The organism is Armatimonadota bacterium (genome assembly GCA_013359125.1).
Classification (GTDB): Bacteria; Armatimonadota; Fimbriimonadia; order Fimbriimonadales; family GBS-DC; genus JABWCR01.
Genome location: JABWCR010000010.1, coordinates 1 through 25,342, shown reverse-complemented (window position 1 = coordinate 25,342; position 25,342 = coordinate 1). Strand labels below are relative to the sequence as shown.

General features: G+C 59.4%; 24 protein-coding genes. 21 read left to right on the top strand and 3 right to left on the bottom strand.

The window, feature by feature from the left end; all coding sequences use genetic code 11:
* Window positions 1–302: 302 nt before the first annotated feature.
* Entirely contained in the window at window positions 303–551 is a 249-nt protein-coding gene (locus HUU60_06250) for a PD40 domain-containing protein (protein NUL82309.1), read from the top strand.
* Here HUU60_06250 and HUU60_06245 read toward each other — a convergent pair.
* Window positions 548–1,522 carry a xanthine dehydrogenase family protein subunit M gene (locus HUU60_06245; GenBank protein ID NUL82308.1) on the bottom strand — a complete coding sequence of 325 codons (975 nt, stop codon included), beginning with the start codon at window positions 1,520–1,522 and terminating at the stop codon, window positions 548–550. The two genes, HUU60_06250 and HUU60_06245, sit on opposite strands and share 4 nt — an antisense overlap.
* 72 nt (window positions 1,523–1,594) lie before the next feature.
* Between HUU60_06245 and metX the strand changes: the two genes are divergently transcribed.
* From metX to HUU60_06220, 5 genes are read left to right on the top strand one after another with little or no spacing between them, the layout of a single operon-like run.
* On the top strand, window positions 1,595–2,668 hold the full coding sequence (gene metX / locus HUU60_06240; protein ID NUL82307.1) for a homoserine O-acetyltransferase: 1,074 nt from the start codon (window positions 1,595–1,597) through the stop codon (window positions 2,666–2,668).
* Window positions 2,669–3,604, top strand: coding sequence for a hypothetical protein (locus HUU60_06235; GenBank protein ID NUL82306.1), 936 nt, complete (start codon window positions 2,669–2,671; stop codon window positions 3,602–3,604).
* 24 nt (window positions 3,605–3,628) lie between these two features.
* Complete coding sequence (locus HUU60_06230; GenBank protein ID NUL82305.1) at window positions 3,629–4,369, top strand: YebC/PmpR family DNA-binding transcriptional regulator; 741 nt, start codon at window positions 3,629–3,631, stop codon at window positions 4,367–4,369.
* A 12-nt stretch (window positions 4,370–4,381) separates the two neighbouring features.
* Window positions 4,382–5,533 (top strand): rhomboid family intramembrane serine protease, encoded by a 1,152-nt coding sequence (locus HUU60_06225; GenBank protein NUL82304.1) that lies wholly within the window; start codon window positions 4,382–4,384, stop codon window positions 5,531–5,533.
* 3 nt (window positions 5,534–5,536) lie between these two features.
* Window positions 5,537–6,412, top strand: coding sequence for an MBL fold metallo-hydrolase (locus HUU60_06220; protein NUL82303.1), 876 nt, complete (start codon window positions 5,537–5,539; stop codon window positions 6,410–6,412).
* A 100-nt stretch (window positions 6,413–6,512) separates the two neighbouring features.
* On the opposite strand, the gene HUU60_06215 is transcribed toward HUU60_06220, so the two are convergent.
* The gene (locus HUU60_06215; protein ID NUL82302.1) at window positions 6,513–8,177 is read right to left on the bottom strand and encodes a hypothetical protein; all 1,665 of its coding nucleotides are present in this window, start codon (window positions 8,175–8,177) and stop codon (window positions 6,513–6,515) included.
* Between the two features lie 138 nt (window positions 8,178–8,315).
* Here HUU60_06215 and HUU60_06210 point away from each other — a divergent pair, with 138 nt between their 5' ends.
* The 15 genes from HUU60_06210 to HUU60_06140 all read left to right on the top strand — a co-directional run bounded on the left by HUU60_06210 (window position 8,316) and on the right by HUU60_06140 (window position 24,159).
* Window positions 8,316–9,440, top strand: a complete 1,125-nt coding sequence (locus HUU60_06210) for a hypothetical protein (protein NUL82301.1) — start codon at window positions 8,316–8,318, stop codon at window positions 9,438–9,440.
* 9 nt (window positions 9,441–9,449) lie between these two features.
* Window positions 9,450–10,160: a response regulator transcription factor gene (locus HUU60_06205; protein ID NUL82300.1), complete on the top strand. Its 711-nt coding sequence runs from the start codon at window positions 9,450–9,452 to the stop codon at window positions 10,158–10,160.
* Window positions 10,157–11,329: a hypothetical protein gene (locus HUU60_06200; GenBank protein ID NUL82299.1), complete on the top strand. Its 1,173-nt coding sequence runs from the start codon at window positions 10,157–10,159 to the stop codon at window positions 11,327–11,329. Before HUU60_06205 ends, HUU60_06200 begins: the two co-directional genes overlap by 4 nt.
* Before the next feature lie 119 nt (window positions 11,330–11,448).
* Window positions 11,449–12,186: a hypothetical protein gene (locus HUU60_06195; protein ID NUL82298.1), complete on the top strand. Its 738-nt coding sequence runs from the start codon at window positions 11,449–11,451 to the stop codon at window positions 12,184–12,186.
* A complete protein-coding gene (locus tag HUU60_06190) occupies window positions 12,183–13,328 on the top strand; it encodes an aminopeptidase (protein NUL82297.1) in 1,146 nt (381 codons plus the stop codon). The genes HUU60_06195 and HUU60_06190 overlap by 4 nt, the downstream gene beginning before the upstream one ends.
* 113 nt (window positions 13,329–13,441) lie before the next feature.
* Entirely contained in the window at window positions 13,442–14,296 is an 855-nt protein-coding gene (locus HUU60_06185) for a 50S ribosomal protein L11 methyltransferase (protein NUL82296.1), read from the top strand.
* Window positions 14,293–15,036 carry a 16S rRNA (uracil(1498)-N(3))-methyltransferase gene (locus HUU60_06180; GenBank protein ID NUL82295.1) on the top strand — a complete coding sequence of 248 codons (744 nt, stop codon included), beginning with the start codon at window positions 14,293–14,295 and terminating at the stop codon, window positions 15,034–15,036. The genes HUU60_06185 and HUU60_06180 overlap by 4 nt, the downstream gene beginning before the upstream one ends.
* Window positions 15,033–15,374: a VOC family protein gene (locus tag HUU60_06175; GenBank protein NUL82294.1), complete on the top strand. Its 342-nt coding sequence runs from the start codon at window positions 15,033–15,035 to the stop codon at window positions 15,372–15,374. Before HUU60_06180 ends, HUU60_06175 begins: the two co-directional genes overlap by 4 nt.
* Window positions 15,375–15,969: 595 nt before the next feature.
* Window positions 15,970–17,073 (top strand): tRNA 2-thiouridine(34) synthase MnmA, encoded by a 1,104-nt coding sequence (gene mnmA, locus HUU60_06170; GenBank protein ID NUL82293.1) that lies wholly within the window; start codon window positions 15,970–15,972, stop codon window positions 17,071–17,073.
* Window positions 17,070–17,537 (top strand): DUF948 domain-containing protein, encoded by a 468-nt coding sequence (locus tag HUU60_06165; GenBank protein ID NUL82292.1) that lies wholly within the window; start codon window positions 17,070–17,072, stop codon window positions 17,535–17,537. Before mnmA ends, HUU60_06165 begins: the two co-directional genes overlap by 4 nt.
* Window positions 17,524–17,787, top strand: coding sequence for a YtxH domain-containing protein (locus tag HUU60_06160; GenBank protein NUL82291.1), 264 nt, complete (start codon window positions 17,524–17,526; stop codon window positions 17,785–17,787). The genes HUU60_06165 and HUU60_06160 overlap by 14 nt, the downstream gene beginning before the upstream one ends.
* Before the next feature lie 9 nt (window positions 17,788–17,796).
* Complete coding sequence (locus HUU60_06155) at window positions 17,797–19,053, top strand: AI-2E family transporter (protein ID NUL82290.1); 1,257 nt, start codon at window positions 17,797–17,799, stop codon at window positions 19,051–19,053.
* Between the two features lie 48 nt (window positions 19,054–19,101).
* Window positions 19,102–20,991 carry a polysaccharide biosynthesis protein gene (locus HUU60_06150; GenBank protein ID NUL82289.1) on the top strand — a complete coding sequence of 630 codons (1,890 nt, stop codon included), beginning with the start codon at window positions 19,102–19,104 and terminating at the stop codon, window positions 20,989–20,991.
* A complete protein-coding gene (locus HUU60_06145) occupies window positions 20,988–22,370 on the top strand; it encodes a hypothetical protein (GenBank protein ID NUL82288.1) in 1,383 nt (460 codons plus the stop codon). The genes HUU60_06150 and HUU60_06145 overlap by 4 nt, the downstream gene beginning before the upstream one ends.
* Window positions 22,371–22,434: 64 nt before the next feature.
* Window positions 22,435–24,159: a hypothetical protein gene (locus tag HUU60_06140; protein ID NUL82287.1), complete on the top strand. Its 1,725-nt coding sequence runs from the start codon at window positions 22,435–22,437 to the stop codon at window positions 24,157–24,159.
* A 163-nt stretch (window positions 24,160–24,322) separates the two neighbouring features.
* Here the strand turns inward: HUU60_06140 and HUU60_06135 are convergent.
* Window positions 24,323–25,342, bottom strand: a 1,020-nt coding sequence (locus HUU60_06135) for a hypothetical protein (protein NUL82286.1), incomplete at its 5' end; no start/stop codon positions are given.

The following is a 25,342-nucleotide window of genomic DNA, read 5'->3' as shown; positions in this document are numbered from 1 at the left end:
AGGAACTTTCCTGGTCGAGGGCTGATTGTATAGAGTTGGAAGAAGGGAGACTGCTTTATAATCTAACACAGTCAGGCGAAAGCGCGAGGGGCTTGCAGTTTCTTCCAGGCGGCAATTCCTACTTAACAGGTGGCAGCCGGGTTGTCGAGCGAGCAATTGAGACTGGCAACCCTTTGCGAATCGTGCTGAACTCTCAGCTTCAAAATATCGTCCTTTCGCCCAATGGCGCTTTAGTGGCCGGCAACATAAGTTCAGGAACAGTTCGAACGGTTAGGGTTGTAAGAGTTTCAGACGGGTCTACCATGAGTACCATGGCAATGCCGACCAATCTCTCCGCCTTTGGATTCTCGCCGGACGGACAATACCTGACAGGACTCCGAACTGGGCCGAACGTAGCAATATGGCGCATCGATGATGGCTCCCTGGTGAGACAGATTCCTGTTATGGGCGGCTACGGTGGGCCAAGTGCGGCATTCTCTCCCGACGGCAAGAAACTACTCGTTAGCCATGGCGCTTCGGTCGTGATGTTGCCCTATCCCGGACAACCCTAACCGGCAGCCAACCCTGCCGCCAGCAGCACGGCTTCGCGCACGGCGTTCTTGGCGATGTGCATCTTGTAGGCGTTCTGGGTCATCGGGATGGCCTTGCTCACTGCCGCCGCGCCAGCGGCCAAAGCGACCGCGTCGTCGATTTTCTTACCCTTCAGCGCCGCCTCGGCCTCTGGGCTTCGCCATGGGATCGGTGCCACTCCGCCCATCACGACCTTGGCCGATTCGCAGACGCCGTTGCTGATCGTCAGCGCCACGGCGGCGCTGGCCAAAGCCCAATCGAACGACTCCCGCTCTCGCACTTTGACGTAAGCCGAGTTCGCCGTTCCAGCGGGCACAAAGACCTTGGTTACAATCTCGTCGGCCGCCAGGATGTTCTCGACCGTTACTTTCTTAGACGGCAGCACGAAGAACTCTGCCAAGTCCATCTCGCGCTCGCCCTTGGGACCGGCGATCGTAACCTGCGCGCCATAGGCCATCAATGCGGGCGCCAGGTCGCTGGGATGCACGATAAAGCACGGCCCACCGCCCAAAATCGCGTGGTACTGGTTCTCGCCCGCCACGGAATAGCACTTCGGGCCGCCCTTCTTCATACAGTTGACCGCATGGTCGCGATAGTACCAACAGCGGGGACGCTGGCACAGGTTGCCGCCAATCGTTCCGACGTTTCGTATTTGGGGCGATCCGACGCTGGCCGCCGCTTGAGCAATGCCGGGAAAGCGTGCTTTGACCTGTGCATGATTCGCGATCGCGCTGAGCGTGCAAAGAGCGCCAAAAGTAACGCCCCGGTTGTCGGCTCGGATTTCGGTCAGGCCGGGAATGGTCTTCAGGTTGACCACTCGCTCCGGCGCGATAATCTCATCCTTGATCTCTTGAACAAGGTCGATGCCGCCGCCCATCGGCTTTGCGTTGGGGTTTAGCGCGGCGATCGCGTCCTTTATCGATGTCGGCGCAACATATTCGAAAGCGTTCATGGCGGCTCCTTGGGAACGATCCCGCCCATAGTTTCGACCTTGCCCGGACTTCTCCTGCTATAATAGGCGGCCATGGGGGAGGCGTTCCATCGCTCCGAAGAGGGCGAAATCGGTCTGGTCGTTCCACAGCGCATCGCGCTGGCAGAACCGTTCGTTACCCAGAGCGGCGCCCGCTTGCCGGACGTAGAAATTTCTTACGAAACTTATGGCGCGCTCAACGAGGCGAGATCCAATGCGATCTTGGTGTGTCATGCCCTTTCGGGCGGCGCTCATGCCGCAGGCAGACACTCGCCCGACGACCGCAAACCGGGCTGGTGGGATCTTTATATCGGTCCGGGCAAGGCGCTCGACACCGATCGCTTCTTTCTGATTTGCATCAACGTTTTGGCAAGTCCTTACGGCACTACCGGACCCAACTCGATTAATCCTACTACTGGACGCAGATACGATGGCGACTTTCCCGTTATAACCGTCGGCGATTGGGCAATTCTGCAACGCACGGTTCTTGAACGAATGGGAATCGATCGTCTTCACGGCGTTGTTGGCGGGTCCACAGGCGGAATGACCGCGTTCTACTGGGCGGTTGCTTGGCCAGATTGGGTCGACCGAGCGTGCGTAATCGCCGCTGCGCCCGCCGCCAGCGCGATGGTCATTGCCCTCAACCACATTCAGCGCCAGGCGTTGCCCAACGATTTGGCAACCGCTCGAAAATTGGCGCACGTCTCTTATCTCTCCGAAGAGGCCCTCGCGCTCAAGTTTGGCCGCGAGAGGAACGAACAAGGCGAGTTTCAGGTGGAATCGTACTTGGAGCACAAGGGGCGGACTTTCGTGGATCGGTTCGATCCCTACTGCTACCTGCGGATTACCCAAGCGATGGACGCTTTCGACCTGGCCGAGGAGTTTGGCGGCGGCCATCTCGAAACGGCTCTAAAGCGCGTTCGATCCCGGATGCGATTCATTAGTTTCACGTCCGATTGGCTCTTTCCCAGCCAGCCGCACGAAGCGTGCGCCAGGATGCTGACCGATCTTGGCAAACAGGCCGACCACGTTTGCATCGATTCGCCTTGGGGGCACGACTCGTTCTTGGTCGAGCGCGTCAAACCCCATCTCAAGCCTGCTATCAAAGCCTTCATGGAGGCCGATTGAATGAAGCCGCTTCCTCCTCTGAACTTGCGGCACTTGGACCGTATGGCCGGTCCTGGCGGCTACTATGCCAAGGCGCATCATGGATCGCCCGACCCAGAGGGAGGCTACCGAGCCTTCGAGCAGGGCTTGGGTTTGAGCGTCGCCAGTCTTCTTGCATCCGCAGGGCGCCCCAACGACGCAGAGCGCGCCGCCGATGTATCGCTCCGATGGAACGGTCAAGACGTCGATCAAGTCGGCATCGCTTTCTGGCGAAAGGGCCTATCGGAACTGATACTGTCCATGCCCGAATCGGACCTCGCCCAGTCCGCGATCGAACGGGCGGAGTCGCTTCTTCCCTTGCAAGAAACGATAGACGATCTCGTTGCGCAATGCGTCTGGAGTCTTCACGAACCTTCGGTCGATTTCGGACGCGCGTTAGGCCGAAAACTTCTTAACCTGTACCGCGAAAACCGACAGCCCGAGTGGCGATGGTTCGATGCCGCGATCTGTGCATATGGTACAGTCCTTCCGCAGGCGCTCTTACGACTGGGCGTGGCCTTCGAGCAGCCTGAGTGGATCGAGACGGCGACCGAAGCATTGGACTTCTTAGTCGAGTTCACAACCTCTTCGCACGGGTTCTTAATGCTCTATGGCGATCAGCGAAGGCCCCACATCGCCGGCTCTCGCGCCCATTTTGATCAACTTACTGCGGAGGCCGCCGTGCTGGCCATGGTTTGCTGGGAGTACTATCGCGCTACCGGCTATCAATCGCCCAAAAAGCACACCGCGCGCTGCTTCGATTGGTTTCACGGCGAAAACGAACTCGACCAAGCGCTGTACGATCCCGAACACGGCTCTGTTGCGGACGCGATCACCGAGACGGGCGTTAGTCTCGACCGATCAGCCCGTTCGACATTGGCCTATCTTGCGGCGCGGCTCTACTGCTTCGGCGAATAATGGCGTCGGGTATCATAAATCGCGATGGCCGGGCATTCTAAGTGGCATAACATCCGTATTCGCAAGGGCAAGCAGGACGCCCTGCGCGGCAAACTTTTTACCAAGCTGGCGCGCGAGATAACCATTGCCTCAAGGGACGGCGGCGGCATCCCAGAGAGCAATCCCCGCTTGCGATTGGCCGTGCAAAAGGCCAAAGAAGCCTCGATGCCGGCGGACAATATCAAGCGAGCCATCCAAAAGGGCACGGGCGAAATCGCCGACGTACAGTACGAAGAAGTTCTGTACGAAGGCTATGGCCCGGGCGGCGTAGCGATCATTGTACAGTGCATGACCGACAACAAGAATCGCACGGTTTCGGAGATTCGGCACCTTCTTAGCAAGTACGGCGGCAACATGGCCGATGCGGGCAGCGTCTCTTGGCAATTCCAACGGCAGGGAACTATTCTCATCCCCCAGAACGGCGCCACCGAGGAACAGGTCATAGAGATCGCTCTCGAAGCGGGCGCAGAAGATGTGAAAGCAGAGGACGGCGCTTATGTGGTGATTACCGGTCCGGATGCTTTTTACTCCGTCAGACAGAGCATAGAGGACGCGGGCGTCTCGATGGAGAGCGCAGAACTGGGCCTGGCGCCGACCAATCTCGTGCAGGTTTCAGGGGACACTGCAGAGAAACTATTGCGCCTGCTCGACATGTTAGAAGAGCATGACGACGTACAGTCCGTTTCGGCCAATTTCGACATGCCGGACGAGGCGCTCAGCGCTTAACCTTGAATAATCATGGTCGCTACCTTCCGTCGCGCGCCTTGGGCAGTTTTGTCTCTAATTGCGGTCAACGTCGCAGTCGGAATCTTCACGATAGGTTCCGAGCAAACCTTGCGCTCGCTCGGCTTCACGCCGTCCCATCCTAATCTTCATTCGGCCTTCTCTAGTCTTTTCGTCCATGCGCACCTTCCGCATCTTTCGGCCAACATGCTCTTTTTGTGGCTGTTCGGCCACTACGTCGAGGCGGCTGCAGGCGCTCGAAAACTGCTCGCCTTGTATCTGATTGGGGGCTTGGCGTCCGTCGGCGGGCACTATGCGCTCGGCGTGGGCTTTCATCCAAACTTGGCCGACCAAGCCTTGGTCGGCGCATCGGGCGCTATCTCGGCGCTGGTCGGCTACTTTGCCCTGCGTTTCTATCGGGCCCGGCTGCGGTTCGTTTCGTTTACGCGCGCAGGGGCTCTGGTGCCCATTTGGCTTGCGGTGCTGGCATGGGCGATCTGGCAGGCTGTGGGGGCAACGATCGGCGCTTCTCACTTTGAAGGCGGACCGATCGGCTATTGGGCGCACCTGAGCGGGTTTCTGGCCGGACTGCTGATCGCCGCTTTTTGGGGCGCGGGCGCTCAGGGCGAGCGCGACCTCTTGATCCACGAGGCTGAGGAGCAGTTGCGCCAGGCATACCCGACCGCGGCGATCAAGTGCTTGGAGCCTTTGGTCAAGCGCGTTCCGCCCGACGCAGAGGCGCTGCGCCTCTATGCGGAAGCTTGGGACTGTCTTGGCAACAAGGTCGAGGCGGCGGAAAACTACGCAGGCTCTTTGCGACAGTGCCTGGCCCTCTCGCCCAAACGATACGACGAAGCGATGCTGTGCGCTCGGCGTCTGATGCTGTTAGGCGCTCTGGACGCTTGCCAGCCCACCGAGATCGAACAACTGGTCTCGTGGGCATTAGGTCAGAAGGACGCGGCGGCTGCGGCTTTGCTGATGGACGGCATGGTTCGAGCATTTCGCACCATACCCGGTAGAGCCAGCCTGATGCTGAGGCTTGCCAACCTCTATCGATCGCCGCTCGGACGAACTCAAGAATCGATCCGAGTGTTGCGCCAGATCGTTGAGGAGCACGAAGGCTCCCCCGAAGCCGATGCCGCGCGATTCCGACTGAACAAGGGATAGTCCTTGGCTCGCCTGTTTCGGTACCTGCTTCTCAGCGCAGTCTTCGGTTCGCTGATATATGGAGCATGGCGGCTCATCGCCCCAAGGCCCACGATCGACGGAGGGTACGTTGCTTTTGTGGACGTTGGTCAAGGGGATGCGGCCGTCGTTCGATTTCCCACGGGCGAGACAGTCGTCATCGATGGCGGGCCGGGCGACCAAGCGCACAAACTGATGGCCAAACTGGATGAGTACGGAGTAACAAGCATCGATCTGATGATCGCTACTCACCCGCACAGCGATCACATCGACGGCCTGACCTCCATCCTTCGTTCAATGCGCGTTGCTGAGGTTTGGCACAATGGACTGGAACACGCGACCCCGTCTGCCCAAGAGTTCCAAAAAGCGATGAAAGAATCGAGCGCCAAGATCGTCGTCGCTCGCAAAGGCCGCAGCACGGCGTTCGATGGCGGCCGCATAGATGTTCTTGCTCCCATCGATCCATTGCTGAGAGGGACAACTTCCGACGCCAATAACAACAGCATCGTCGCGCGCGTTACGTTGGGAGGCGTCCGGCTCCTCTTTACCGGAGACATGCAGGAAGAACAGAGGCGTCAAGCCTACTTGGCTCGCGCAGACCTAAGAGCCGACGTGCTCAAGGTCGCCCATCACGGCTCTGCAGACGGTACCGATTCGGCTTTTCTTCGGCGAGTCCGACCTAAACTGGCCGTTATCAGTTGCGGCGACCGAAACGTCCACGGCCACCCGCATCGCGAGACGATAGAAGCGCTGATAAAGGCGAAGGTCCCTGTCAGACGAACAGACCAGGACGGCACAGTCGTCATAACTCCGGCAAGGGTCGGTTTGAGAATTTTCGCAGAAAAGTCAAAAGGGGGTTGACATTTGTACAATCCCTGTGGTAGACTGATGTTTACGGAGAACGATCGAGCGGGCCCGGAGGCTATGGACTCCCTCCGGCCTCCGGGCCTGTCGCTCAGTTTTACGGCGTTACGATCATTCCGACGGTTTCCCCTCGAACGGACAGGTTCATCTTCATCGCCTTGCCGCGCATGTTGGCGGGCAGCGAGAACTCATAGATCGAGTGGCTGCTGCTCGAGACGAAGATCTGGGTCTCGATCAGGCGGCCTTCGGTCTTGCTGTTCAGTTTCAGATTGCCGATCGAAAGGTCGATGTCGTTGGAGAAGAGCGGCAGCGAGCCGTCGCCATTGGGAATGGAAACGACCGCGATCAGTCGCCCGTCGTCCATCGACTTGAGTTGAACGGTAACGTCTCGACCGTCCAATCTCGTTTCGATGGTTCGCTGGGAGATGGGCTCCTCTTCGGCCGACAGCGTGCCGGAGCACTTGACGGTCCATGTGGTCGTGCGGACAACCTTGTTCCCGTTGCACACGTCTACGATCTCGCCGCGGAAGCTCAGATTGACCTCATAGGTATTGCCCGCATTGGCGGTAATGCCCGGGAAGTCGAAGCCGCGGTACTCGCAGCCGGTCGCCCGATTGGGCGCCTGATAGATGTCGTTGCTGGCCTGGCCCCAAGCGTCAGCGCGATAGCCGTATCGGTGACAGTCGGTGCCTTGCTCGAAACCGTCTTCACGGTAGTTGTTTTCGTCGAGATTCTCCCCGCAGAGGCGGTGAACCAGATTGACGCCGTTGAACTTAAAGAAGCCCTTGACGTATTGTCGGTACTCGCAGCACTCGCACTTGCCGGTGAAGTCGGCGTTCATGTTGAAGCGCTCGCCTGCTTTGCGGCGGCCGCCTCCGGCATCTTCGTTAACGCATCCTGACCGATTGGTCGGCACGTTGAAGGCCGAAACCTCGCACTTCATCTTCTCCTGGCCAAACTCGGTCAGCACGGTTGCCAGATCGCTGTCATCGACGATGCCATCGCCGTTCACATCCTCTGCGCAACCGTCGCAGTCGTTGCCAAACGCCTCTAGCACCATGGCCAGGTCGGAATCGTCCACGATGCCGTCGCCGTTCACATCGCCAGACGGTTCGCCCAACGTGCCGGCAACATTGATGTTCTGATCGGCCGCCGTACCGAAAACAGTGGTTCCAGGAACTGGCGCAGTGCCAAAGCCGAACCCGCCGCCCGGGTTGTGGAAGATATGCTCGCCTAGGCGAATAGGCAGCGTTCGAGCCCAGAACCACTGGCCGCCTCCGCCTCCGAAGGGTCGGCGCACCCACATCGAAGCCCAGTAGTCGCCGCGCGGCAGGCTTAGGCTGAACTCGTCGAAGATCAAGGTGTCTAACCCCGCATCCAACACCGACTTTCCGCTCACCAAGGCATAGATCGTGCCCGGGTTGGCGAAGTTGGCATTAGAGGAGATCAGAAGCCGAACATCTTCGTTCAGGCCCCGATTTGAGCTGGCAGAATTGAAGCCCACGCCGCGAACCGACGTGATATTCCAGCCTGGGCCAGGCACGCGCATGTCGTTAAACTCGTACGTCGAGAAGGTCGGAAAGTCTGGAAAGTCCTGAGCAACGGTTCCTTGGGACACATTGTCCCACGGCTGAGACCAAAGGCCGCCCTGAATCCAGCTAGGCGGGCCTGCGTTAGAAGGTGGGAAAACCGATGGAATCGGTTGGGCGAAAAGGGCGCTGGTAACAAAGAGCGCCGATACGGCCAAAAGCAACCGCTTCATGTTAAACCTCCAAGTAGAGATGGCGGCCTTGCGACCGCCGGAGCAACGGCGCTCCGGATAGCATATTCACCCTCTTAGCCGCAGATTCCTTCGTCTTCTGGTAGAATTAGAAAAACTCGATATTTGCTGGGGGTTCGATTGGGCGCAGCTTATACTCCTGGATTGACCGTGAGCGCGCATACGGTCATCAAGAAAACTCGAAGATTACCGATCAAGGGCGAGACTTTGGTCAACGCAGGCGACACCGTCGAGCCGCATACGGTCGTTGCGCGCGCTTTGTTGCCCGGCATTATGCAGACGGTGCGCGTTGCCGACCAGCTGGGCATCGAGGCCAAAGATCTGCCAAATGTGCTCAAGGTCAAAGTCGGCGACGAGGTCGAGAAGGACCAACTGATCGCCGAATCCAAGGGTTTTATGGGTCTGTTCAAAGGTCAGGCCCGCTCCCCGATCAAAGGCACGGTCGAGTTGATCCAAGGCGACTTTGGCCATGTCGGCGTTCGAGAACCTCCTACCGTTATCGAAGTCCTCGCCTACATTAGCGGCAAAGTTGTCGAAGTGCTGCCAGAAGAAGGCGCGATTATCGAGACCGAAGGCGCGCTGATCCAGGGCATCTTTGGCGTGGGTGGCGAGCGACAAGGCACGCTGATGATGATTGCGAGTTCGCCCGACCAAGCGCTCAACGCCGAGGACATTCCTGCCCAATGCGAAGGCAAAGTGCTGGTGGGCGGATCGGGCGTAACCGCCGAAGCGATTCGTAAGGCTGCGACCAACGGCGCCCTAGGAATCGTGGTTGGAGGGTTGAAAGACTCCGATCTCATCGCCTATCTAGGCCGGGATATCGGCGTGGCGATTACCGGCCAAGAGGACATTCCGCTGAGCCTGATTGCCACCGAAGGTTTTGGCAACGTGCGCATGGCCGACCAGACCTTCGAACTGCTCAAAGCGCTGGAAGGCCGCGCCGTTTCGATCAATGGCGCTACTCAGATCCGGGCGGGCGTCATACGCCCTGAGATCATCGCCCCCGGACATCGACCGGAGAACCTTGCAGCCCGCGCCGATGGCGCTCAAACTTTGGAGATCGGCGGTCGCATCCGAGCCATTCGAGAACCCTATTTTGGCGCCATTGGCCGGGTAACCGCGCTGCCGTCAGACCTTGTAAAGGTCGAATCGGGCACTTTAGTGCGCGTCCTAGAAGCCGAGCTGGAGGATGGATCGAGGGTGACCATTCCTCGCGCTAACGTCGAGATCATCGTCGAGAAGTAATCTTGAGCCATGACTGCTGATACCGCGACAGAAGAGAGAACCGCCCGGTTGCTGGTCGTCGAGGACGATTCGGTCATGGCCGAGATGCTTCAATACAACCTCGCGCGCGAAGGCTATAAAGTCGATCTGGCGCGAGACGCCGAAAGCGCGCTGAGGAAGTTTCACGCCGATCCGGCGGATGTGGTCGTGTTGGACGTTATGCTTCCGGGCCGAAGCGGGCTCGACGTCTGTCGCGTCATCCGAGAAACCAGCAACGCGCCCATTATCTTCGTCTCGGCCAAGACGGCCGACTTGGACCGGGTTGCGGGTTTGGAACTGGGCGCCGACGACTATGTCACCAAGCCGTTCAACATGAAGGAGCTGATGCTGAGGGTCCGGGGCCTCTTGCGGCGCGGCCAGCCCCAAGAGCGTCAAGAGCGTTTGGCGTTTGGCGATGTGGAGATCGATCTGACCGGAAAAGTCGTCTACAAAAACGGCGAGCCGCTTCAGATGACGCCCAAAGAGTTTGCTTTGCTTGCGCTTTTGGCCTCTCATCCGGGCAAGGCGTTCACGCGAGACCAGCTCCTGGATCGTGTTTGGGGCCTCAATAGCTACATCACGCCGCGCACGGTAGACGTGCACATTCGATGGTTGCGGGCTAAGGTCGAGCCTAATCCAGCCCAACCAACCTGGCTTCAGACCGTGCGAGGCAGCGGCTACCGATTTAGTCCCGGAGCATGATCGCGCTTTGGGCGGCCGCCATCGGGGGTCTCCTCGGCTGTGCGATCTTTGTATTCTTGTGGAGTCTGGAAAGAGGCCGCCGCCAAAGAAGAGAGCGCGCCATCCAAGACCTCCGATCCCAGATCGACGATTCCAATCGAGCGCTCGAATCTCAAGCCCGTCAATGGCGCGCCCTCATCGAAGGGCTAGAAATCCCCATCTTCGTCTGCAAAGAAGACGGAACGGTCGAAATGGCCAACGAAGCCGCTAAACAGTTCTTTCAGTTTGTCGCGCCCGACGGACGCTCGCTGGTCGCGCTCACCTTCTCTGCCGATTTGAGCCATTTGCTGCAACGCTGCATCCACCGCTCGGCGCAGGTCAACGGCCTTATCCAACTCAACTATCCGGCCGAAGGCCGCCTCTATGCGTCTGTCTGGCCTTTTCCTCCGTTTCAAGGCGAGAAAAGCGCCTACGCCGTCATGCTGATCGATCAGACCGAACAGCGCCGGTTGGAGCAAGTCCGTCGAGACTTTGTCGCCAACGTTTCTCACGAACTCCGCTCGCCCCTCGCCGCGGTCCGCGCATTGGCCGAGACCGTGCAAGACGAGCCCGATATGCCGGTCAAAGATCGTAAACGATTCCTCAGCCTCATCGTCGATGAGACCGAACGCCTGACCCGCATCGCCGACGACGTGCTGACCCTGTCTCAGGCCGAGCTGCAACCGCCGCGCAAGGAACCGATGGACTTGACCGAGATCGCACGAGCGATCATCGAGCGAAAGCGGCGCGAAGCCGAACAAGACCGTATCGCAATAATCGACGAACTGCCGCCGAAACTCCCAGTCAGCGCCAATCCCGACCAGATGACCCAAGTGGTGATCAACCTGATAGAGAACGCCATCAAATACAACAAGGCAGGCGGCAGCATCATTGTAAGAGGCGGAGAACAAGACGGCCAAACGTGGCTGGAGGTCGAGGACGACGGCATTGGCATTCTCTCTGCCGACCTGCCCCGTATTTTTGAGCGTTTTTATCGCGCCGACAAAGCTAGATCGAGAGATTCGGGCGGCACCGGATTGGGACTCTCTATCGTCAAGCACATAGTCGAAGCGCACGGCGGGTCGGCCACCGTCGAGTCGGAATTGCACAAAGGCAGCCGGTTTAGAATCAGCATCCCGACCAGCGCCTAGAGAATCGCTTGCAGGAATTGCAGCGCGGCGCGTCGAATATCCCATTCACACCAACCAATGGGCATTCAGACAGCGCTCGAAACGGGCGCCCAACCCTACACAGAGGAGAGTGATTCGCTATGCCGGTCGTTAGCATAACGGTCGATTGCGAGGCCGCCTCGCACAATCGATGTTTCACCAAGGATTTCGTCAAAGTCTCCGAAGAGTTTACAATCCCCCTGACCTGGCTGATCCACGTTTCCGGACAAGACCCCATGAGCAACATGCTCCTTTACCATCAGGAATATCTCCACCGCATCCCCTCTTGGCACGAATTCGGACTGCACTTGGGCTTCAAGAACGGCGAGGGGCGGTATGTCGAAGACCCCAAGGAGCGCGCGCACCTGATCCAAATGGGCAAGGACGTTTTGAAACAGTGCCATGTCAAACCGACTGCGTTCCGCGCCAGCGGCTTCGCGCTCATCCCGCCCGACCTTCGCTATCTGGAAGACATCGGCATCTTGGTCGATTCGAGCGTCGCGCCGTCGGCCGAATACCGAATGTTCGTGGACTGGGACGGCGCGCCGGACAAACCCTACCACCCCAGTTATGACGACGCCAAGCAGGCGGGAAGCGCCAAGATTCTAGAAGCGCCCATAGCCACGCACCAGGGCAAAATGGCCTATCTAGACGAGGGCTGGGACCATGTCCGCCCCATCGTCGAGCACCACCTCGATGCGGGCAGCTCCCTGATCTGCCTGGCCGCCCGCGACTATGGCGATTGCGTCGAAGCCATGCGAGAGGCCGTCGGAATGCTGCGGCAAAAGGGCGCCCGCTTCGCCTCGCTGACCCAACTGGCGTCCGAAGAGATCCTGTGACCGATCCTCGATGGGTAGCGCTGGCCGAGATGCTGGCAACCCATTCCGTGCGCGTCCAACCGGGCGAGAAAGTCCTTATCGAAGCGTTCGATGCGCCGCCCGACTTCGTCGCGCTCCTAATTCGCACCATCGCAAAGCACGGCGGGCTGCCCTTGGTGGAGACCCGCTCCGTCGCCGTCCTGCGCGCGCTCTATCAAACCGCGACCGACGAGCAGATGACCCTTATCGGCCAACTGGATCGAGCGCGGATGGAGCAGATGCAAGCCTACATCGGCGTGCGCGGCGGCGGAAACTTTGCCGAAATGTCCGACGTGCCTTCCGACAAAAACCAACTGATGCGCCGACGATACTGGACGCCCGTGCACCAAGAAGTCCGGGTGCCCAACACTAAGTGGGTCGCCCTGCGGTGGCCAAGCCCCGGCATGGCGCAATCGGCCGGCATGAGCACAGAAGGCTTCGAAGACTTCTACTTTCGCGTCTGCACGCTGGACTACGCCAAAATGGAGCGCGCCGTTCAGCCGCTGGTCGATCGCATGATGCGAACGGACCAGGTCCGTCTGGTCGGCCCGGGCACGGACCTGACCTTCTCGATAAAGGATATCGGTGTCGTGCCGTGCGTCGGCCTGCGCAATGTGCCGGACGGCGAATGCTACAGTTGCCCCGTGCGCGATTCGGTCGAGGGCACGCTGACCTACAACGTCGGCTCGGTCTACGAGGGCAATCTTTATCGGAACGTCTCCTTTAAGTTCAGTCGAGGCAAGATCGTCGAGGCGGCCTGTGCGGACGACGGCGACCGGCCCGGCGCCGGAAACCCCAGAAAACTGAACCAGATACTGGACACCGACGAGGGCGCCCGCTACATTGGCGAATGGTCGCTGGGTTTCAACCCGCATATCCTCCATCCGATGAACGACACGCTCTTTGACGAGAAGATCGCCGGATCGTTCCACATGACGCCCGGGCAAGCCTACGCCGCGGCGGATAACGGCAACGTCTCCGGCGTGCATTGGGATTTGGTCTGCATCCAGCGCCCCGACTACGGCGGCGGCGAGGTCTGGTTCGACGGCCAACTGGTGCGCAAGGATGGTCTCTTTGCAGCAGACGATCTCTTGGGTTTGAATCCCGATCAATTAGGCCGTTAGCCCCGGTTCGCCGTCCAATGGACGTCGCTTCCGCATCGGTCGCGACCGACGCGGCGCCGACCCTGCACCGATGCTGAACCGACGTTGAAGCCTCGTAGCGGTAGAATCGCACCGTGGCAAATGCGGCTTGGCTGAGGCTGACTGTAGAAGCGCCCGATGCGCTCTTTGAAACCATTGCGGGCGTGCTGGCCGATACCGGCGCGATCGGTAGCGAGATTCTTTCCAGTGCCGGCCAAGTGGTCGGTTATTACCCATTGATTGCACGGGAATCGGCGCTTGCTGCTGTACAGAGGTTCAAGGAGTTTCCTGAGTTAGGCCTGCCGCTGGTCGGTACGGCTGTTATCGATCAGATCGGTGCGGACGGTTGGGAGAGAGCGTGGAAGCGCTTCTTCCGCAGCCGCAGGTTTGGCCGGATTCGAGTTCAACCGCCTTGGAGCCGCCTTCGGCCTGGGGCTGAAGAGATTCTGATCGTGATCGAGCCGGGCATGGCGTTCGGTACCGGCGGGCATCCCACCACATCGCTTTGCTTGGAGCTGTTGAGCGCGCATGTTCGGCCTGGGATGAGCGTGTTGGACCTGGGCACGGGCACGGGCATTTTGGCTCTCGCTGCGGCCAAGCTGGGCGCCGGGCAGGTCTTGGGCGTCGATGACGACCCCATAGCGGTGGAGATCGCCCGACAGAATTGCGCGCAGAACGGCGTCTCGGAGCGAGTGGAGGTCATCGAGGGCGATGGGTGGGCGGCGGTTTCCGGCCAGTTCGATCTGATCGTTTGCAATATCATTACGCTCTTTCATCTGCGCACTGCGGGCCGGGTTGCAGAGCATTTAGCGCCGGGCGGCCTCTATATCGCCTCAGGAATCAGCGGTCGCAACTGGCGGTCGGTGGAGAATGCGCTGGCTTCTAACGGTTTGCGGTTGGTAGAGAGGCGAAAGAGGCGCACATGGACGGCGGGAGTTTTCTCGAAGTGACCTCCATTCGTGCTTATCCTCGCTTTTTCGTGTCTTTGGAGAGCATACAGGGCGGCAAGGTTCAGTTCCCGCCCGACATCGCGCACCAGATAGTGCGGGTGTTGCGATTGAAGCCGGGGGATCGCGTTTCGGCGCTGCCCAACGACGGTCGATTGCTGGTGGTTGCGCTAGAACGTGCGTCGAATGGCGAGGCGTCGGGGGTGATCGAGGAGGATCATTGGCCTGCGACCGAGCTGCCGTATCGAGTTACGGTGCTACAGTCGCTCATCAGTCGCGAGAAGGCCGAGTTGGCGATACAGGGCTGCGCGCAGGCCGGAGCGATGCGGATCGTCTTTGTTCCGACGGAGCGCTCGGTGGTGCGATGGGACCAGCGGAAGGGCGCCGAACGATTGCGTCGGTGGCAGGCCATAGCGCGAGAGCAAGCCGAGCTTTCCTTTCGGGCGCGCTACCCGAGCGTGGAGTATATGGGGGATATAGGGACGGCGTTGGAAAACGCGGACGGTCGGCGGCTGTTGCTGCACGAGGGCGAGAGCATCGAGCGGCTGGGCCGGCTATCGCTTACCGAGGATTTGACGCTGATCATCGGGCCGGAGGGCGGATTTGGCGAGGCGGAAACCGCGCGGATAGTAGCGTTAGGCGCGGAAGCCGTTTCGGTCGGTCCGCGCGTATTGCGCACGGAAAGCGCAGCGCTCTATGTGCTCGGTGCTGTCGAGGGGATGATGATGGAGGCGAGGCGATGAGGTTTGGACATATCGAACTGTTTGCAAAGGATGTGGGCGCGACGAGCCGGTTCTACGAAGCGATCGGCTTTGAGCGCATCGACGAGCAGGGTCCGAACATCGTCTGGCTGAAATCGGGCGAGACCGAACTTCTGATCAGGCCAGGTTCCGCGCCCCAAGCCGATGCTTACGCTTCGTCCGGCGCTGCGATCGTGGTCTATACGGACGACCTGCCTGGAGCGATCAGTCGGCTGGTGGCGATGGGCTGTTCGCCGGTCGATTACGACGGCGACGAGGGTTGCCCGCTCTTTCGCGACCCCGACGGCCGTTGGTTGCAAATAGTGAATCCTAGGTCGTGATTCGTACCTAATTTTGTGCTACATTTTCGCAGATTCCCGTTCGACGGGGAACGCCCGCCTTTGGAACGCCAGGCTCCTGCCTGGCCCTACTAGCCGCCGCCCGGGAGGGCGAGCGTCCCCGCGAGCCGCTGACCGGAACGCCCGCCTTTGGAACGCCAGGCTCCTGCCTGGCCCTACTAGCCGCCGCCCGGGAGGGCGAGCGTCCCCGCGAGCCGAAATCGTCCCTCACGAACGGGATTTTTTCAAAATGTAGCACAATTTTGAGTACAAATCAAGCCGGGAGGGCGAGCGTCCTCGCGAGCCGCTGACCGGAACGCCGCTGGAACGCCGCCCTCTCGGGCGGCCCCGTTTCTTCTGCCAGGCGGAAGCCTGGCGTTCCCACGGCATGGGCTCGCGAGGACGCTCGCGGTACATTGACAGACTGGTTGACCAGCCTGCCTCCCGGCATCCTTAAAATGGGACGAGGGCGTAATACGGACAATAGCTAGTGAGACGGTATCTACAAAACGAGGAGGGATTGAGTTTAAGAGCAGGTCTATTGGAACCCCTGCCAAAGGCGTTCCAATAGGCCTCACCGGGTAGAATCTACGCGCTCATGAGCAAGAAGCGGGGGACGGTTCTGGTGGCAATGAGCGGCGGGGTCGATAGTTCTGTAGCCGCCGCCCTCTTGTTGCGCCAGGGCTACGACGCCGTCGGTGTCACCATGCAGATTTGGCAGGAGACGGTAGCCGACCCTCGGCACAGCGGCTGCTGCTCGCTCGGCGCGGTGGAGGATGCGCGCCGCGTAGCCCGTCGCCTCGGTATCCCGCACTATGTGCTCAACTTCCGAAAACTCTTTGCCGAGACGGTCATTCAAGACTTTGTGGACGAGTATCTGGCCGGCCGCACGCCCAATCCGTGCGTGCAGTGCAATCGCTTTATCAAGTTCGACGCGCTGTTGCGCAAGGCCGACGAACTGGGTTGCGATTATGTCGCCACGGGACATTATGCGCGAACGCGGCGCAACCCGAGGACGGGCCGCTGGAACCTGCTGAGAGCTGCGAACAAGGCCAAGGATCAGTCCTACGTGCTTTACATGCTGGATCAGCATCAGCTTTCTCGCACGCTCTTTCCTTTGGGCCGGATGCGCGATAAGGCCGAGACGCGACAGTTGGCGACCGAGCTAGGGCTGTGGGTGGCCAACAAGCCGGACAGTCAGGAGATTTGCTTTGTGGCCGAGAACGGCGGCTATCACAACTTTTTGCGTCAGCGGGCGCCCGAGGCGTTCGAAGAGGGCGCCATCGTCGATTCCAGCGGCAAGCGGTTGGGCCGTCACGAGGGCTTTGCGAACTATACGGTCGGCCAGCGGCGGCGCATTCATCTCAATGTGAACGGATCGCCGCTTTACGTGCTGAAGGTCGCTCCCGAGACGAACGAGATTGTGGTCGGGGCTGAGAGCGAACTCTACGAGCGGGAGTTGACAGCCGAGAATGTTACATGGAGCAGCGTGGATACTTTGCAGGAACCCATAGCCGTCGAGGCAAAGATTCGATATAACATGCCAGAGGCGCCCGCTATCGTCGTTCCCGGGTTGCAGTCAGACTGTGCCAACGTGCAGTTTCGTCGTCCGGTTCGCGCTATTGCGCCGGGACAGATCGCGGTCTTCTATCGAGGCCAGACTGTCTTGGGCGGAGGCGTGATTGCGAGGAGAGCGGCATGAACGGCTTGTTGCTGACGCTGATCGTATTGCATTCGGTTACTCTATTGGCGTTTGTATGGGCGGTGATTGTTGCCGTTCTTCAACTAAAGAAGGCGCAGGCCGCCATACAGGAGGTCAATGTCAAGATCGATCGGGTTTTGGACGAGACGGTGCCCGCGCTGCAAGAGACGCAGAGAGCATTGAGAGAGGCCGCCGACACGCTGGCCAACGTTCATGCGCTCTCGGACAACATTCGCAACAAGGTGGAGACGGTGGACAATATTGCCGGCACGATTAGAGGGTTGCCCGACCGAGCGGCGAAAATAGCAGGCGGAGCATTGGGGGCTATTTTAAGATTAGGCGGGCGGGCATTGACCGGAGCGGCAAAGGGCGCGCTGACCAAAGTCCAAAGGAGCCGGTCGAACGGCGCGTTCGTCAAGAGCGAGAACACCACGATGGAGGAAGAAGACAATGAACGACAATGACGAAAGAAGCGGGATTCTCTATTTGCTGGCAGGCATCGGCCTGGGGACGCTGATCGGCGCCACGCTCGGGTTGCTGTTTGCGCCTAAGCCGGGCTCGGAGCTTCGACACGATATTGCGGACAAGTATGGCGAACTGGCCGACAAGGTGAAGGAACTGAGCCACCAGGTCAAGGCTCGCGGCGAGGATGCCGTGCGGTCTGTCCGCGGTCGATTGGGCCGCGGCGAAGAGACGTCCGAAGAGGCCTCGTAAAGCCGCAGCATGGCCTGGAGAGTGATCGGATGGGCGGCCGTCGTAGCCGCCACGATCTACTTTATCTATGTCATTCGCGCCGCCTTGACGCCGTTTATCATCGGCGGCGCGATCGCCTTACTGCTTAACCCGACGGTCGAAGCGCTGCAGCGCCGCCACAATCTGCCTCGCAGTCGCGCCGTTCTCAACATCTTTCTGGCTTTCATCTTCCTTACGCTTGCCATTGGAATAGGCGTCGGCCCGTTCTTCTATTCGCAAGCCCAGAGCATCGTCAAGGCGTTCAGCTCGGACAATGGCGCCGAGCCGAACACGATCGAACGATTCAGCAAGCAGTTCGAGGAGCAGGCGCGCAGCATTTTGGTGGCCAACCAAGGGCTGTTGGATCGCTCCTCCACCTGGCTATCGCAGTTCGATCTTCCTTCGGACGCCAACCAGTTGGCGGACGAAGTCAAGAGTCGGGTGGTCGCCCCTGTGAGCGAACAGGCGGCTAAGCAAGCGGGAGCCCTGTTCAAGAAGGTGGTCAACGCCATTCTCGGCGCGGCATCGACGCTGCTCTGGCTGATTCTCATTCCGATCATCGTCTATTTTCTGATGTTAGAGATGGACAGCCTGCACGGCGCTTTTCTGTTCTTGATCCCTCCGCCCCAGCGTCCGGCGGTCAAGGCGCTGCTGGATCAGATCGGGGGCGTGTTCTTGCGCTACGTTCGCGGGCTGATGACCCTTGCCGTGTTTTATGGCATAGTCTCGTCGTTCGTCTATTTTTTTGCCGGCGTGCCCAGCCCCCTATTGGTCGGCGTGTTGGCCGGTTTGCTCTATCCAGTACCTTATATCGGGGCGCTCTCCACGGCGCTCATCAGCGGCGGGCTGACCATTGCGTTTGGCGCAGCTCACCCGGCCTATTTCGTCTACGACGCGCCGCCCATGATCCATGCGCTGGTCGTGATTCTGAGCGGCGTTTCGATGAATGTTTTTTTCGACATGATCATTACCCCCCGAGTATTGGGCAACGCGGTCGGGCTTCGACCGTTAGCGAGCCTGTTTGCGATATTGGTCGGCGCGCAAGTGTTCGGCATCTGGGGCATGTTGCTGGCCGTACCGGTTGCGACGACCGCCAAGATCATCGTCGAGAAGCTGCTTTACTACTTCTATGGTCAGGCGGATTTCCTTGGAGACGCAACGTCCGAGCCGTGCGAGACGGATGGAGAGACCGTCGCTGAGCCCGCCACAGAGGTTGGGGTATCCTTAACGTCGCCCAAAGAAACTTAAAGTCGCAGTTGGGCGTCTTTGGCTTAGCTGTTCTACGGAGGGAGCGATTTGAGCGGCACAATGCCTGATCAGGCAGAAAAAACCGTCAACGGGAGTCGATGGAAGCAGACGCTAGGCGGCGTCGCCGCAGATAGTTTTCTGGTTAATTTCAGCGTACTGCTCGCTTTCGAACTGGTCTATCAGTTCGAGATCCCCAGCGCGGTTTGGACCCGTATCTCCTTTTATTGCGCAGGCCTCACGCTCTTATCGATCATCGCTTTCGCCAAGTCTGGCGTCTATCGCGTCGAGCCTCGATACCTTGGACTGCCCGACTGCCTGAAACTGGCCTACATCTCCTTGGGATTGGGTCTCTTGTTGCTGTTTATGGAATCGGCGCCGGGCGCCGGGCGAGACTTTAAGCCCGCAATCCCTGTCCTTTTCAGCCTATTGTGCGCAGCCCTGTTGATCGGGCGTCGCGTCGGTCAGCGAATGTACGCCTGGAGAACCTCTCAATCCGGCGATGGCCGACCCATCCGCAGGACTATCGTAGTGGGCGCGGGCGATGCGGGCGACATGATCCTGCGCGAGATTTCGAAGTCGCCCATGCCTCAACATCACGTCGTTGGTTTGGTGGACGACGACCCGGCCAAACAGAGCGCGTCGATCCGCGGTTGTCCGGTCATCGGTCGGACGGACGATTTGGCTCGACTGGTGCGGGAGAAGGGCATCGAAGAGATTTTGATCGCGATTCCTTCGGCCAAGGGCGCTGAGATTCGGCGAATCTTCGAGATATGTCGGCACACCGGCGCCCGTGTGAGGCTTTTGCCGGCCATACCGTCCATTATTCAGGGCGCGGCGCATCTTGATCAGTTTAGAGAGGTTCAGATCGAAGACCTTCTCAATCGCGAGCCCGTAACGCTGAACTGGAGCGAGGTCAAGTCGCAGATCAGCGGCGAACGGGTGCTGATTACGGGCGGCGGCGGTTCGATCGGCAGCGAATTGGCGCGGCAGATTGTGGAGATGTCGCCTGCTACGCTGATCTTGTTAGGAAAGGGCGAAAACAGCCTTTACGAAATTGAGCAAGAACTGATCGCGACGGTTGGGTTCCGGCCGACCGTGGTGGTGGCCGATGTGAAAGACGCCACACGGATGGAGCAGGTGTTTCGGCGCGAACGACCGACCGTCATCTTTCACGCGGCGGCGCACAAACATGTGCCGCTGATGGAAAGCAACCCGTCCGAGGCGATTAAGAATAACATCCAGGGCACCTCTGTAACGGCAGAACTGGCCATCCGCTATGGCGTCCGCAAGTTTATCTACGTCTCGACGGACAAAGCGGTCAACCCTTCTAGCATGATGGGCGCCACCAAGCGCGTGGGCGAGATGATCATTGCCGCGTTGGCCGGCATGGACGAGACGGAGTTTGCCATTGTGCGCTTTGGCAACGTGCTAGGCAGTCGCGGAAGCGTGATCCCAACGATGAAGGCGCAGATCGCTCGGGGCGGCCCAGTGAGAATCACTCACAAAGACATGACCCGATTCTTTATGACCATCCCAGAAGCGGTGCAGCTGATCATCCAAGCCAGCGCTCTGGGCAAAAACGGCGAGATTTTTACGCTCGACATGGGCGAGCCGGTCAAAATCTACGATCTGGCGGTCGATCTGATCCGAATGCACGGGCTGGTGCCGGACGAGGACGTCAAATTGGAGTTTACGGGCGTCCGACCGGGCGAAAAGATGCACGAGGAACTATACGATTCCCGCGAGCATGTGATCAAGACCAGCTACCCAAAGATCAACATGACGCTGAACAACGCGCCGATCGATTTGGAACTTCTGCGAGGCGAGATCGACACGCTGGTCAATCTGTGCGACGCAGATCAAACGGACCGCGCTCGCGAGTTTTTAATGGAACTGGCCTGGGGCAAGCGGGTGATTCAGGCCAATCGGCCCGTATGAGGGCCTTGGTCGCCCTGTTTGCGGCGACCTCGATCGGTTGGGCGCAGTACATCGATCAAGTGCCTCAAGGCGATCCGCTTTACGACTACTTTGCCTCGGCCGTCCGAACCCCGCAGGCGCTGAGGCAGACTCCGCTGACCGAATCAGAGATGCGTCGGCCATTGTCTCGGGTTCGCGCGAATCCTGATCATGGATCGGCTTTCAAAGTCGCCCGCTGGCGATTGGGATTGGACAATACTCTGCCAGAAGGCCTGTTCGGCGCGACGATCGCCGTCATGGCGAGGGGCGCATCGGCGGAAACCGACTTTGAGACGGCCAACGGAAGCTATCGCGCAACACTGTTCGGCACGGTAGCCGATAACCATCTGATCGAGGTTGGAATCTCGGACAAGCGGCGGCTGGAGCCAAGCAGTTCGAAAGCGTTCGATACGCTGGAGACAGCGAGGCTGATCGGACGGAACGGCGATCTGGAGTATGAGGCGGGTCGTGGCTTCTTGCGATGGGACGCGGGGTTCAGCGGGGGGCTGGTCGTTGGGGATGGCGCGCCGCCGGTCGAATATGCGAGATTCGGATTGCCGGTCTACATTCCCCTGATCGGTCGATGGGAGTTGGATCAGTTTTTCTCTACCTATCGCGAAGGCGGCGAGCGGCACTATTGGATGGGGCGCAGGTTAACCCGAGACCTCAGTTCGCGTTGGCAAATTTCTCTAACTGAAACAGCCAAGGCGCTTGAACTTCCAAACGGTTTCTTGAGTCAAATCCTGCCTTACTACCTCTATCAATATTGGATGAGCGACCAGATGGTCGATTCGGGCTGGATCAACTACTTTGCCCAGATCGGGATGCATTATCGTTATGGAACGGACAGTCTTGCTTATCTCTATCTGGCTGCGGACGACGTTCAGGCGCCCGACTTTTTGAGAAGACAAAGAGGGCATACGCCTCGGAAGATGGGCGCCGTGTTGGGAGTTCGCACGCGAGACTTGCTTCCTAATACTAGGATCACGGTCGAAGGCGTCTTTACGGATGGCACGTCCAACGGAGGATTCTACGGTACGGCCGGGCATCGGTCCGAGTATGCCTACTTTCGAGAGGGTTTGCCGATGGGGCATATGATCGGCGCAAACCGCAACGGCGTGCTTGCGAGGGCGAATTGGAGCAAGGGGCCGTATAGAGCCTCGATTCAGGCTTTCTCGACCGCACAGACGAATTCGTCAACCCCGGTCGTCATTGGCACGAGGTGGAACATCGAAACGGGCTTTGTAGCTTCGGACGGACTGCTGATCAGTTTGCGCTATTTGGCGTGGAACGAGACTCGCGCCAACGGCCAACCGGTCAAACGGGACGGCGTTCAGCTAGACATCGAGTATCGATACTGAAACTTTCGGTCGATTGGGGCGTATAATGATTAGTGGCAGAACGGATTCTGCCAAGAGGCTCAGGATGATGACTCTTGCTTTGCTTCGCACAGGCTTCGTCGCTGGCGGGCTAACGTTGATGCTCGCGGCGCTTTTTGCCCAACCCCTACAGTCCGAGAATATTGCCGGCAACGGTTCGCGAGGGCCGTACTATTTGTCGTTCGAGAACATCGTCGAGAAGAGCGAATCGATCTTTGTCGACGGGCGTTGGCTCGCCCGAGGCAAAGAGTACGACGTTGATTACGAAGCGGGGCGCGTCGCGTTTCGGCAGGCGATCGGTCGGGCGCAGCAGTTTCGAGCCGTTTATCAGACCTCTCCCCGATCCCGAAAAAGCGCAAAGCGCTCCGAGTTGCCCGTGAGTTTGGGATTGTATCGCTATTCGGGCGCTGAGTTTGGTTTGCAAGGCAACTTTGCTCAAGGCGCGGCGGGCGGTAGCGCAACGGTGGGTTTTTTTGCGCGGTACAAAGGCGATGGCTCTTCGGGCGAAGCGGCCTACCTGATGGAGAATCCCTCTTCGGCGGCGCCCAGCTTGATCAAGGCCAAGGGCGACTGGTCGGAAGGTCGCGTTCGCGCTAGCGCCAGCTTGGTCCGAGCAGAGAAGGAGTTTCAGAACGCGAAAGGCGAAGGCGGCGAGGCGGGCAAGCAACACCTGAAGGCCAACTTCGTTTGGGACGCCAACGATCGGCTGACGGCGCGCGCGTCTTATGCGGGCATTAGCGGACTGGACGCCAACGCGACGGTGAAGGACGTTTGGAACCTCTCGATGGCCTACAGAACGGCCGGCTCGCGATTCTCGGCGGAACGGTCGATCAGCGACCAGACCGGCCAAGAGCCCAGAATCTTCGACCGCTACATGGTTGAGGCCAATGCGACGGAGATCGTGAAGGTTAGGTACGAACGCGCCGAAAACCGCACCGGCGAAGAACTGACCAGTCAGGAAGACACCGTTTCTGCCACGGCTTCCAACGGCCGGGGCGCAGCTCGCATTTCGCACACCTTTGGTCGGGTCGGCGAATTGGAACATGCCGCTACCAGCGTTGGGCTATCGGCCAACGGCAAGCGGGGCGGCGCAGACTTGAGCCTGACCGAGACCAGCAAGGGCGAATTGCTGGTGCGCGAGGCGGCCGCCAAGGCAAATGCACAGATCGACCCCGCGTTGAAGATCGGCGGCGAACTGCTGGCTCGGGACACCCAAGGCAGCGCGATCGGATTTAGCGCGGCGCTCTCCCCGGCGCCCAATGTCGGCTTCGTCTGGCGGCAGCGCGAGTACGACGGCTATCAAGGCTACAATGCCGCATCGCGCACTGCAGAAGCCACATGGAGCCCGACGCGCGGCGTGTCGTTAAAGTCGTCCTTTACCGAACGTCCCGAAGACAAGGACGGACGGTTGATGGACGCCGAACGATTTGCCCAAGAAGCCGCGGTCAGTTTGGGGCCGTGGCGATACTCTCTTGGATATGGTCAGACTCGTTCAATCTCTGCCGACCTGACGACCAACACCTATTCGCTGGGCGCCCAGCGCAAGATCGATCCCCATACGCTCTTTAGCCTTCGGTACGACCATACAGAGATCGAACGCGCGATCGTGGAGGATCCTTGGTTGCGCCAGGCGGCCATCAAATTGGGACTGGTGCGTCGCGTCGGCACATTGGATCTGCAGTTAGAAGCCTCTGCGTTCGCGCCCGACTTGAACGTCATGACGGACAGCGTCAAATACGGCGGCAGCATAAAATTGGGCAAGCGGTTTTAGCGTCGGGCGTTCTACCGGTTTCTAACTCTTCCTGTCAAAGGCGCCAACGGATTGCGCTGGGCCGTGTGGCAGATAGAGAATGGGGAGACATTCGCTTTTATCTGCGCCCTCCAGCGCCACCGCCACTCGCCCCTGCGGCCCGCCCCCGCAGGGGCGTTTTTTATCATGGGAAGCTTCGCGAGCCAAAACTAGGAAACTGATTGGAGTCCATCCCGCCGGCAGCGGCATAGGTCGCGTCCAGCGCGGTCGTATAGAAGTCTGTACCGTTCGCAAAGATGCTATGTTGCTTCGAGAGTTCGTCCTCAAAATCCCATGCCAAGTCTTTTGTCAGGCTCCAACCCGTAGCGCGCGCAACTTCGGCTTTCTGCGCAGCGGTGGAGATCCCGATGGTGAATCCTCGGCATTGGTTGCAATTGAGCGAATTGAGCGCGTTGATCGCTGTGCCCGAATAGCAGTTGCCGGCAACTATCCAGATGCGCCTCTTGTTGGTGCCGTTCAGCGCCTGGCACACAAGACAAAGCAGTTCGGGCCATGAGATCGCTGCCGACCTGTTGTGAATGTTGAACCAGACGCCGCCCGGGCCATCCGATAAGCCGTGCGCCGAAAGGACAAGTACAAACTCTGGCCCTGGTCCCATCCCTCCGGCTGCGGCAATGTCAGTGGACAATCGCGTCCGCAATGCAGCCCCCGTTGGCGTGCTCGCGCTCGAGAAGATGGTCTGGGACTGGTTGCCCGAAGGCACGCCCATGCTGTTGAGGACGCTTTTGGCGGCATCTAACGTCTCATCGGAGTTGGCTTCTTCGTAGTTGCCATAGACGATCAACGACGAAGCGTTTTTGCCGACCCTTCCTGATTGGATCCCGCCTCCGCCGTCATCGAAAGAATCGTCCGGATCGGGCGCATCCCATCGGGTGATGAGTGGGAAGTAGCGGTCTGGGCCTCGCATGTCTGCAGGGTCGGACCAAAGCAGAGCCGAGTTCAATCGAACGGGGATCTTTGTCGGAAGCGTTGCAACGATCGTTACGCCGCAACCGGGCCCAATGCGAGCGAGGAGAATTCGAGAATCGCGCGCGAATCGGCTGCCAGGAATGTCATCCAGCCATACCAGATAATCGCCTGCAACGACAGGATGATCGGTTGTGCTCAAAAGCGTTCCGTAAGTTACGACATCGCCGGGAACGAA